Here is a 9,714-nt window from a genome sequence, read left to right as displayed (position 1 = left end):
GTCACCAGGTGACTGCGCCCTTCGGCTGTCTCATCGGAGCCTGCTCAGGCGCTGGCCTTCTTCTTGAAGCCCACGACGAAGCCGGCGGCCTCGGCCGAGGTCTCGCTGTCGAACCAGACCTCGGCCTGGGTCCGCTTGTAGGCGGTGCTCGCGGAGGTGTGGTAGCGCTTCGCGCCGTCCTTGCGGATGTTGCCCTTCACGACGTACGTCGGGTGCGGGCTGGAGCCGTCCTCGAGCGGGTCGGCGCTGCCGGCCCCGTAGTTGCTCGCCGGCGGCAGCGGCTGGTCGGTCTCGACGGTGTCGGCCTTCTTGCTGCGGTCGTAGAAGTCGCTGCTCGCCCCCACGAAGCCGGCCGCTTCGGCCGATTCCTCGGAGTCGAAGTAGACGGCTGCCTTCGTACGGCCGTAGTAGGGGCTCGCCGTCGTGTGGTACTTCTTCCCGCTGCTGCCCTTGATGTCGTACGCAGCATCCGGGCTGGTTCCGTCAGCAGCCGGAAGTACGGCGCCGGGGTAGGGAGCAGCGTTGGTCGCGGCGGGCGCCTCGACGGCCGGGGTGGCCTTCGGCTCGGCCGCCACGGGAGCCTCGTCAGCCTCAGCCTCGGCCGTCTCGGGCTCAGCAGCGACGGGCTCGGTCGCGACCGGCTCGGCCGCGGCGGCAGCGGCGGTGACGCTCTCGGCCTCCGCGACGACAGCAGCGGTATCCGCGTCGGTCACGTCTTCGGTGGCCGGCTCGGCGACCTCGGCCTCGGCCTCGACGGAAGCCTTGGTGGGCTCTTCGGTCGCGGGCTCCTCGACTGCAGGAGCCTCGGCGGGGACGGCGGCGTCGGTGACGGGCGCGTCGGTGGCCTCAGCGGCCTCGGTGGTCGGGTGCTCCTTGTCCGCTTGAGGTGCGGCCTTGGCGTCCTTGCGGATCGGACGTCCGAAGAAGAACCAGATCAGGAGGGCGAGGACGAGGATGAGTGCAAGCAGCAAGAGCCACTTCATGGGGTGATGTTTCCTTCCGGGGGAGATCTCGGGTGTGGTGGTGGGGCAGCACAGCGCCCGCCGAGGTGTGCGGCCAGTCCCGCGTCCCCCGATATGACCGGAAGAACCGTTGAGGCGCCCGAACGTTACCCTCAGCGGGGTAAAGCATGACTAACACATTCAGGAGCAGTTGCCCATGACCGCCCCGCGCGCACTTCTGGCAAGTGCCCGAAAGCAGCTCGAAGAGGCCGGAGTCGAGAGCCCGGACGCCGATGCGGCCATCTTGTTGGCGCATGTCCTCGACACCGACCGCAACCGCCTCTTCCTCGTCGACGACGTGGCCGAGCATCACGAGAAGGCCTACGCGGATCTGCTCGCCCGCCGCGCGGAACGCGAGCCGTTGCAGCACCTGACCGGGGTGGCGTACTTCCGGCACGTCGAGCTCGCCGTCGGTCCCGGCGTCTTCGTGCCGCGGCCCGAGACCGAGCTGCTCGCCGGCTGGGCGATCGACCGGGCCACGACCATCGACCAGCCCGTCGTCGTCGACCTCTGCACCGGGTCGGGCGCGATCGCCAAGAGCATCGCCGACGAGGTCCCGGGCGCCGACGTGCACGCGGTCGAGCTCTCCGAGGACGCCTACCCCTGGGCCGTACGCAACCTGACCGGCACCGGCGTGGACCTGCGGCAGGGCGACATGGCCGACGAGTTCGCCGACCTGGACGGCAGGGTCGACGTGCTCGTCTGCAATCCGCCGTACATCCCGCTCGAAGCCTGGGAGTCCGTCGCGACCGAGGCGCGCGACCACGACCCCGACCTCGCGCTCTTCTCGGGGCAGGACGGGCTGGACGCGATCCGTGTCCTCGAACGGCGGGCTGCCGAGCTGCTCAGACCCGGGGGAGTGGTCGGCTTCGAGCACGCCGACGAGCAGGGTCCGAACGCCGACAACGGCGGCGCCCCGGCGGTCTTCGCGGCCACCGGACGATGGCAGGACGTACGCGATCATCTCGATCTGGCAGGCCGTCCGCGCTTCACGACCGCACAACTGGCAACATGAGCACTGTGACTGAGCGCTACCCGATCGCGACCGAGGACGAGCAGACCGAGGCGATCGATGCTGCTGTGGCTGCCCTTCAGGCCGGCGAGCTCGTGGTCGTACCGACCGACACGGTCTACGGCATCGCCGCGGACGCGTTCGACAAGGGCGCCGTGGCCGGTCTGCTCGCCGCCAAGGGCCGAGGCCGCGCGATGCCGCCGCCGGTGCTGATCTCCAACGTCGCCACCCTCGACGCTCTCGCGACGCGGATCCCCGACTGGGCGCGCAGCCTCGTCGAGGAGCTGTGGCCCGGTGCGCTCACGGTCGTCTTCCACCAGCAGCCGTCGCTGCAGTGGGACCTGGGCGAGGCCCGCCAGACCGTGGCCGTACGCATCCCCGACTCCGACATCCTGCGCCGCATCATCGACCGGGTCGGTCCGCTCGCGACCAGCTCGGCCAACCGCACCACGAAGCCTGCTGCCACGAACGCCGACCAGGCCGACGAGATGCTCGGCAAGATGGTCAAGGCCATCATCGACGGCGGCGAGTCGCCCGTCGGCGAGGCGTCCACGATCGTCTCTGCGACCGGCGACGAACCGAAGGTTCTCCGGGAGGGTGCGATCAGCATCGACCGGATCAACGAGATCCTCGCCGAGCACGACGTCGCCATCCGCCGACCCGGTGATCCTGATCCCGCAGCCGAGGCCGAGGCCGAGACCGACCTGCCCACCACGGACGCCGACACAGAAGCCTGATGCGCGCCTACGTCCTCCTCTTCCTGGTCGCCGCCGTGGTGACCTACCTGCTCACCGTCGTCGCCCGCGAGTTCGCGACGCGCACGGGGGCCGTCGCGAAGGTCCGCGACCGTGACGTACACGCAGTTCCGGTCCCCTACATGGGCGGCGTGGCGATGCTGGGTGGTCTGGTCGCTGCCTACCTGGTCGCCCGCGAGCTGCCGTTCCTGGCCGACGCGCCGGACTTCGTGCTGCAGGACACCGGCGTCGTAATCCTCGCCGGCGCGCTGATCTGCATCGTCGGTGTCGTCGACGACATCTTCGAGCTCGACGCTCTCACCAAGCTGGGCGGTCAGGTGCTGGCGACCGCGATCCTGGTGGGCTTCAACCTGCAGTACAGCCTGATCACGTTCCCCGACGGCACCCAGTTCTCGATCGACCCGGCCCAGGGCGCACTGCTCACCGGGCTCGTCGTGATCACCGTGGTCAACGCGGTCAACTTCATCGACGGCCTCGACGGTCTGGCCGCTGGTGTGGTCGGTATCGGTGCGCTTGCGCTGTTCCTGTTCTGCTACCAGTTCACCCGGATCAACGACATCGGCCGCGCCTCGACAGCGGCCCTCCTGACCGTCGCGCTCGCCGGAGCCTGCGTCGGCTTCCTGATCCACAACTGGCATCCCGCCCGGCTGTTCATGGGCGACAGCGGCTCGATGCTGATCGGCCTGATCCTCGCCGCCAGCGCGGTCACCCTCTCGGGCTCCTACAACGCCGGCGGCCTGAACGTGAACGCCTTCGACGCCTCCACCGCGCTCCTGGTGACCTTCCTGCCGCTGCTGCTCCCGCTGACCATCCTCGTGGTGCCACTCGTCGACCTGGTGCTGGCCGTCGTACGCCGCACCCGCGCCGGCCGCTCCCCGTTCGCCGCGGACAAGAAGCACCTGCACCACCGACTCCTGGAGATCGGGCACTCCCAGCGCCGTGCCGTGCTGATCATGTGGCTCTGGGCCGGCCTGATGTCCTTCGGCTCCGTCTTCGTGACCCTCTACCGCGGCCCCGTCGTCATCGTCGGCGTCATCGTCGCCACGGCCCTCATCGTGCTCCTCACCTTCGTCCTCCCCAAGATCCGCGGCGAGCGCACCGACAAGCTCCTCGAGGTCCCCGAGGACCTCACCCCGCTGGAGAACCAGCACCACTAGCGGTGTCTTGATCGATCAATTAGGGCACCCAAACACGCTTGTGATAGTTTTCACGAGCGCTCGGGATACGCTCCTGAGCACGTGAAATGCCCCCAGAGAGAACGGCCGCCGACGATGACGACCGCAACCAGCAAGTCCAAGGTGCTGCGAGGTTCTGCCGCAGTGTCCGCAGTTGCTGTGCTCGCGGCCCTCGCGGTGGCCTTTGTTCTTGCCGGGACTGATGGTCTGACCGGTGCCGCGATCGGCTCGATCGCCACCGTTGTCGTGCTGGCGGTCGGGTCCTGGGCGATGTTCTGGGTCGCGGCGAAGTCGCCCGCCCTGTCGTTGCCCGCCGCTGTCGGTGTCTTCACTGTGTCAGGCATGGTTCTCTTCGTTGTCCTGCTGGTCGTTTCGCAGACCGGGGGAGACGCTGTCGTACGTGCGGCAGCCTTCTCGGTCATGGCGCTGACCGTCGCATGGACGACCACGTTTGCGTTCCTGGTGCGACGCGAGCGGATCCCGCTCTTCGACCTGCCCGGGGCAGACTCGTGACCCGTCAGTAGCGCCTGATATCGTCCGGGCCGTCGGGGGCGGCCGCCGGGATGATGCCCGAGCCTCAAGGCTCGCCACCCAGAATCGTAAGTTCGAACAAACAGGAGACAGCGTGAAGTCGCTTGCCGCCACCGTTATGGCGTCGGAGTCGGGGCCTCATATCCCGGGGCCCGCGGACTTCTTCCTTCCGCCGATCGTCGGGTCCGGCGACTGGGCCGTGACCAAGGTGACTCTCCTGGTCCTGCTGTCCGTCGCGATCGGTTTCGGCTTCTTCTACGCCGCCTCCCGCAAGGCCGCCGTGGTTCCGAGCCGTCTGCAGTTCGCCGGTGAGTACGTCTACGGGATGGTCCGCAACTCCATCGCCCGCGACATCATCGGGTCGAAGGACTACATGAGGTTCGTGCCGTACCTCTTCACGGTCTTCATCTTCATCATCATCAACAACTTCTACGGGATCATCCCGTTCGTCCAGTTCCCCACGATGTCGCACATCGGCTTCACCGTGGCGCTGGCCGCGATCACCTGGCTGGTCTACAACATCGTCGGCATCGCGAAGCACGGGTTCGTCGGCTACCTCAAGCTCCAGACGGTGCCGAGCGGCGTGAGCGGCCCGATCCTGATCATGATGGTCCCGCTGGAGTTCCTCTCCAACATCGTCGTGCGGCCCTTCACGCTGGCCATCCGTCTCTTCGCGACCATGTTCGCCGGCCACCTGCTGGTGGCGCTGTTCTCCATCGGCGGCGCCTGGCTGATCCTGCACTACGCTCCGACGTGGCAGGGCGTCGCCGCCGGCGTCTTCGCCTTCCTGCTGGGCATCTTCGTGTCCTTCCTGGACATGCTGATCATGTTCCTGCAGGCATACGTCTTCACGCTGCTCTCGGCGATGTACATCGCCGGCGCGGTCGCGGACGAGCACTGATCCGTTCAGGCTCGGACCCAAACAGCTAACCCAACTCGACGTACAACAAATGACGCAGATCGCGTCACAACCGAAAGGAAAATCCCCATGGAGGGACAGCTCGGAATCATCGGCCTCGGCCTCTCCGCCATCGGCCCGGGTGTCGGTGTCGGTCTGATCTTCGCCGCGTACGTCGCCGGTGTCGCCCGCCAGCCGGAGGCCCAGAGCCGCCTGCAGGCGATCGCGATCCTCGGCTTCGCTCTGTGTGAGCAGTTCTTCATCATCTCCTTGGCTCTCGCCTTCGTCCTTCGCTGACGTAGGGAACTACTGAAGGTTCCGACATGATCCTTACCCAGGTAACCGCTGCGGAGACCGAGATCAACCCGTTGGTCCCGCACGTCCCGGAGATCATCCTCGGTGTCATCGTCATCGCCATCCTCTTCGTGGGAGTTGCGAAGTTCATCGTTCCGAACTTCGAGAAGGCGTACGCCGATCGAACCGCGGCGATCGAAGGTGGCATCGAGAACGCCAACGCCAAGCAGGCCGAGGCGGACGCCAAGCTCGCCCAGCTGGAGGCCCAGCTGGCCGATGCTCGTCACGAGGCTGCCCGCATCCGCGAGCAGGCCCGCGAGGAGGGCGCAGCCATCAAGGCCGAGTTCCGCGCCGAGGCGCAGGCCGAGGCCGAGCGCATCGTCACCGCAGGCAAGGCGCAGGTCGAGGCCGAGCGCCAGGCGGCTGCTGCTTCGCTGAAGACCGAGGTCGGCTCGCTGGCCACCGGTCTCGCCGGTCGCATCGTCGGGGAGTCCCTCGACGACGACGAGCGTTCCAGCCGTGTGGTCGAGCGGTTCCTCGCTGACCTCGAGGCAGGGGTTCACTGATGGACTTCCGTGGAGCGTCGGCCGACGCCGTTGCCGCCCTGACCGAGGAGCTGAAGACCGCTGTCTCCGCCTCTCCCGAGGCGGCGGCGAAGGCGGCCGACACCCTCTTCGAGGTCTCCCAGACCTTCCGCACCGAAGCAGCTCTGCGCCGTTTCGTCACCGACGCCTCGGTGCCGGCAGAGGCCAAGACCGGCCTCGTCGGCGAGCTGTTCGGTGGGAAGGTCGACGCGACGGGCCTCGGTGTGGTCGAGTCGGCGGTCAAGCACCGCTGGACGCACGCCGGTGACCTGAGCGACGCGGTCGAGCGACTGAGCGAGATCGCCGCGGTCCGCAGCGCCGGCGGCGAGGCCAAGCGCCTCGCCGACGAGCTGTTCGCGGTTCAGCAGGCCGTGCAGGAGACGCCGGAGCTGCGCGACGCGCTCTCCGACCCGGCTCGCACGACCGCTGACAAGGTCAAGCTGGTCGACGACCTGCTCGGCGGCAAGGCGCTGGCGGCGACGGTCACCCTGACCAAGCACGCACTGGCCGGCACCTACCGCACCGCCACGGTCGCGCTGGGTGAATACCAGAAGGTCGCCGCCGCGGTCGCGGGCGAAGGCACCGCGGTCGTCCGCGTGGCCGCCCCGCTCTCGGAGGCTGACACCACCCGCCTGGCTGCGGCCCTCGCGACGAAGTACGGCCGCGAGGTCCACCTGAACATCGTGGTCGACCCGGCCATCGTCGGCGGCATCAAGGTCTCGATCGGTGACGACGTCATCGACGGCACCATCTCCAGCCGCCTCGACGGGGCGCAGCGAGCACTCGCCGGCTGATCCGGCATCACGGCCTCGACTGGCCGTATGACCCCTGTGTGACACAGACTTCGACGTAAGAACGAGAGAGAAGGCAGAGATGACGGAGCTCACCATCCGTCCCGACGAGATCAGGGACGCGCTGGCAAAGTACGTCGCGGACTACAAGCCCGAGGCGGCGAAGACCGAGGAGGTCGGCACTGTCGCGCGGACCGCTGACGGCATCGCCCAGGTCTCGGGCCTGCCCTCGGCCATGGCGAACGAGCTCCTCGAGTTCGAGGACGGGACTCTCGGTCTCGCCCTGAACCTCGAGACCCGCGAGATCGGTGTCGTCATCCTGGGCGACTTCGACAAGATCGAGGAGGGCCAGTCGGTCCGACGTACGGGCGAGGTTCTCTCCGTCCCCGTCGGTGACGGTTACCTCGGCCGCGTCGTGGACCCGCTCGGCAACGCGATCGACGGCCTCGGCGACATCGAGACGGTCGGCCGCCGCGCCCTGGAGCTCCAGGCCCCGGGCGTGATGCAGCGCAAGTCGGTTCACGAGCCGCTCGCCACCGGCATCAAGGCGATCGACGCGATGACCCCGATCGGCCGCGGCCAGCGCCAGCTGATCATCGGTGACCGCGCGACCGGTAAGACCACGGTCGCCATCGACACGATCATCAACCAGAAGCAGAACTGGGACTCGGGTGACCCCGACAAGCAGGTTCGCTGCATCTACGTCGCCATCGGCCAGAAGGGCTCGACCATCGCCTCCGTGCGTGGCGCCCTCGAGGAGGCCGGCGCGCTGGAGTACACGACCATCGTGGCCGCTCCCGCCTCCGACTCCGCCGGCTTCAAGTACCTCGCCCCCTACACCGGCTCGGCCATCGGCCAGCACTGGATGTACGAGGGCAAGCACGTCCTGATCGTCTTCGACGACCTGACCAAGCAGGCCGAGGCCTACCGCGCCGTGTCGCTGCTGCTGCGCCGCCCGCCGGGCCGTGAGGCCTACCCGGGTGACGTCTTCTACCTGCACTCCCGGCTGCTGGAGCGCTGCGCGAAGCTCTCCGACGAGATGGGCGCGGGCTCGATGACCGGTCTGCCGATCATCGAGACGAAGGCCAACGACGTCTCGGCGTTCATCCCGACCAACGTCATCTCCATCACCGACGGTCAGATCTTCCTGCAGTCCGACCTGTTCGCGGCCAACCAGCGTCCGGCGATCGACGTCGGTGTCTCGGTCTCCCGCGTCGGTGGCGCGGCGATGACCAAGGCGCTCAAGGGCGTCACCGGCTCGCTCAAGGTCGACCTCGCGCAGTACCGCGCGATGGAGGCCTTCGCGATGTTCGCCTCCGACCTGGACGCGGCCTCGAAGCAGCAGCTGGCCCGCGGCCAGCGGCTGATGGCGCTGCTCAAGCAGCCGGCCTACTCGCCGTACCCGATCGACGCGATGACCGTCTCGCTGTGGCTCGGCACCACCGGCCGCCTGGACATCGTCCCGACCGAGGACGTGCTCAAGTTCGAGCAGGAGTTCCTCGACTACCTGCGCCGCTCGCACGAGGGCATCCTGGCCGCGATCCGCGAGTCCCTGAAGTTCGAGGACTCCACCGAGACCGCGCTCAACGACGCCTACGACGCCTTCCTCGACCAGTTCGAGACCTCGGAGGGCGCCTCGATCAAGCCGGGTTCCGCCAAGGAAGAGGCCCTGGCTGACGAGGACGTCGAGCAGGAGCAGATCGTCAAGCAGAAGCGGGGCTGACCCATGGCCGTGTCAGTGCGTGAACTCCGCGCGCGGATCAAGTCGACGGAGTCGATGAAGAAGATCACGCGTGCCATGGAGCTCATCGCTGCGTCCCGGATCATCAAGGCGCAGCAGCGGGCCAATGCGGCCGCGCCGTACGCCCGTGAGCTCACCCGCGCCGTCTCTGCGGTGGCGACCTACTCCAACGTGGACCACCCGCTGACCACCGAGCCGGAGGCGCCCACCCGCGCCGCCGTGCTGGTGGTCACCAGCGACCGGGGTCTGGCCGGCTCCTACTCCTCGAGCGTGCTCAAGGAGGCCGAGGGTCTGGTCGAGAAGCTCAAGGCCGAGGGCAAGGACGTCGACCTTTACGTCACCGGACGCAAGGCGGAGGCTTTCTACAAGTTCCGCAGCCGTCCCGTGGCGCAGGCCTGGACGGGCTTCTCGGACCGTCCGGAGTACGAGGCGGCGAAGGAGATCGGCGAGAAGCTGATCGAGGTCTTCGTCGAGGGTGCCGAGGCCGAGAAGGCCGCCGCTCCCGGCGTCGACGAGGTCCACGTGGTCTACACGCGGTTCATCACCATGATGACGCAGAAGCCCACCGCCGTACGCCTTCTGCCTCTCGAGGTCGTGGAGGGCACCGAGGCTCCGGCCGAGGGCGATGTCCTGCCGCTCTACGAGTTCGAGCCGTCGGCCGAGGCCGTGCTCGACTCGCTGCTCCCGCAGTACGTCGTGAGCCGGATCTGGTTCGCGCTGCTGCAGGCGGCCGCCTCCGAGCTGGCTCAGCGTCAGAAGGCGATGAAGTCGGCTACCGACAACGCCGACGAGCTCATCAAGAAGTTCACCCGGGTTGCCAACCAGGCTCGCCAGGCAGGCATCACCCAGGAGATCAGCGAGATCGTCGGCGGCGTGAACGCGCTCGCCGACGCCCAGGCTGCGAACGACTGAGAACCCACAGAAAGACTGAC

At 67.9% G+C, this 9,714-nt stretch carries 11 protein-coding genes; 10 read left to right on the top strand and 1 reads right to left on the bottom strand.

Annotated features, from left to right (window positions below):
- Positions 1-44 precede the first annotated feature (44 nt).
- Positions 45-983, bottom strand: a complete 939-nt coding sequence (locus tag ACFU7D_RS15235; RefSeq protein WP_378868359.1) for a hypothetical protein — start codon at positions 981-983, stop codon at positions 45-47.
- 175 nt (positions 984-1,158) lie between these two features.
- Here ACFU7D_RS15235 and prmC point away from each other — a divergent pair, with 175 nt between their 5' ends.
- From prmC to ACFU7D_RS15185, 10 genes are all read left to right on the top strand, one after another.
- A complete protein-coding gene (gene prmC / locus ACFU7D_RS15230) occupies positions 1,159-2,016 on the top strand; it encodes a peptide chain release factor N(5)-glutamine methyltransferase (RefSeq protein WP_378868356.1) in 858 nt (285 codons plus the stop codon).
- Positions 2,013-2,750: an L-threonylcarbamoyladenylate synthase gene (locus tag ACFU7D_RS15225; RefSeq protein WP_378726505.1), complete on the top strand. Its 738-nt coding sequence runs from the start codon at positions 2,013-2,015 to the stop codon at positions 2,748-2,750. Before prmC ends, ACFU7D_RS15225 begins: the two co-directional genes overlap by 4 nt.
- Positions 2,750-3,925, top strand: a complete 1,176-nt coding sequence (locus ACFU7D_RS15220; protein WP_378726502.1) for a glycosyltransferase family 4 protein — start codon at positions 2,750-2,752, stop codon at positions 3,923-3,925. Before ACFU7D_RS15225 ends, ACFU7D_RS15220 begins: the two co-directional genes overlap by 1 nt.
- 162 nt (positions 3,926-4,087) lie before the next feature.
- Positions 4,088-4,456, top strand: a complete 369-nt coding sequence (locus ACFU7D_RS15215) for a hypothetical protein (protein WP_378726500.1) — start codon at positions 4,088-4,090, stop codon at positions 4,454-4,456.
- A gap of 112 nt (positions 4,457-4,568) precedes the next feature.
- Positions 4,569-5,375 (top strand): F0F1 ATP synthase subunit A, encoded by an 807-nt coding sequence (atpB, locus tag ACFU7D_RS15210; protein ID WP_378726498.1) that lies wholly within the window; start codon positions 4,569-4,571, stop codon positions 5,373-5,375.
- Positions 5,376-5,462: 87 nt separating this feature from the next.
- A complete protein-coding gene (locus tag ACFU7D_RS15205; protein WP_091047785.1) occupies positions 5,463-5,669 on the top strand; it encodes an ATP synthase F0 subunit C in 207 nt (68 codons plus the stop codon).
- A gap of 26 nt (positions 5,670-5,695) precedes the next feature.
- A complete protein-coding gene (locus tag ACFU7D_RS15200) occupies positions 5,696-6,232 on the top strand; it encodes a F0F1 ATP synthase subunit B (protein ID WP_091047787.1) in 537 nt (178 codons plus the stop codon).
- Positions 6,232-7,044 carry a F0F1 ATP synthase subunit delta gene (locus ACFU7D_RS15195; protein ID WP_378726496.1) on the top strand — a complete coding sequence of 271 codons (813 nt, stop codon included), beginning with the start codon at positions 6,232-6,234 and terminating at the stop codon, positions 7,042-7,044. Before ACFU7D_RS15200 ends, ACFU7D_RS15195 begins: the two co-directional genes overlap by 1 nt.
- Positions 7,045-7,123: 79 nt before the next feature.
- Positions 7,124-8,764, top strand: coding sequence for a F0F1 ATP synthase subunit alpha (atpA, locus tag ACFU7D_RS15190; protein ID WP_378726494.1), 1,641 nt, complete (start codon positions 7,124-7,126; stop codon positions 8,762-8,764).
- Positions 8,765-8,767: 3 nt separating this feature from the next.
- The gene (locus ACFU7D_RS15185; protein WP_378868353.1) at positions 8,768-9,694 is read left to right on the top strand and encodes a F0F1 ATP synthase subunit gamma; all 927 of its coding nucleotides are present in this window, start codon (positions 8,768-8,770) and stop codon (positions 9,692-9,694) included.
- The last annotated feature ends 20 nt before the right edge of the window (positions 9,695-9,714 follow it).

It is taken from the genome of Nocardioides sp. NPDC057577 (assembly GCF_042801335.1).
Lineage (GTDB): Bacteria > Actinomycetota > Actinomycetes > Propionibacteriales > Nocardioidaceae > Nocardioides.
Note: the sequence above shows the minus strand (reverse complement) of the source record. Positions and strands in the feature narration are given on the sequence as shown.

Bases quoted from the DNA above. Each gene is read 5' to 3' on its own strand.
- ACFU7D_RS15235 (WP_378868359.1), bottom strand. From the start codon at position 983: ATGAAGTGGCTCTTGCTGCTTGCACTCATCCTCGTCCTCGCCCTCCTG.
- prmC (WP_378868356.1), top strand. From the start codon at position 1,159: ATGACCGCCCCGCGCGCACTTCTGGCAAGTGCCCGAAAGCAGCTCGAA.
- ACFU7D_RS15225 (WP_378726505.1), top strand. From the start codon at position 2,013: ATGAGCACTGTGACTGAGCGCTACCCGATCGCGACCGAGGACGAGCAG.
- ACFU7D_RS15220 (WP_378726502.1), top strand. From the start codon at position 2,750: ATGCGCGCCTACGTCCTCCTCTTCCTGGTCGCCGCCGTGGTGACCTAC.
- ACFU7D_RS15205 (WP_091047785.1), top strand. From the start codon at position 5,463: ATGGAGGGACAGCTCGGAATCATCGGCCTCGGCCTCTCCGCCATCGGC.
- ACFU7D_RS15200 (WP_091047787.1), top strand. From the start codon at position 5,696: ATGATCCTTACCCAGGTAACCGCTGCGGAGACCGAGATCAACCCGTTG.
- ACFU7D_RS15195 (WP_378726496.1), top strand. From the start codon at position 6,232: ATGGACTTCCGTGGAGCGTCGGCCGACGCCGTTGCCGCCCTGACCGAG.
- atpA (WP_378726494.1), top strand. From the start codon at position 7,124: ATGACGGAGCTCACCATCCGTCCCGACGAGATCAGGGACGCGCTGGCA.
- ACFU7D_RS15185 (WP_378868353.1), top strand. From the start codon at position 8,768: ATGGCCGTGTCAGTGCGTGAACTCCGCGCGCGGATCAAGTCGACGGAG.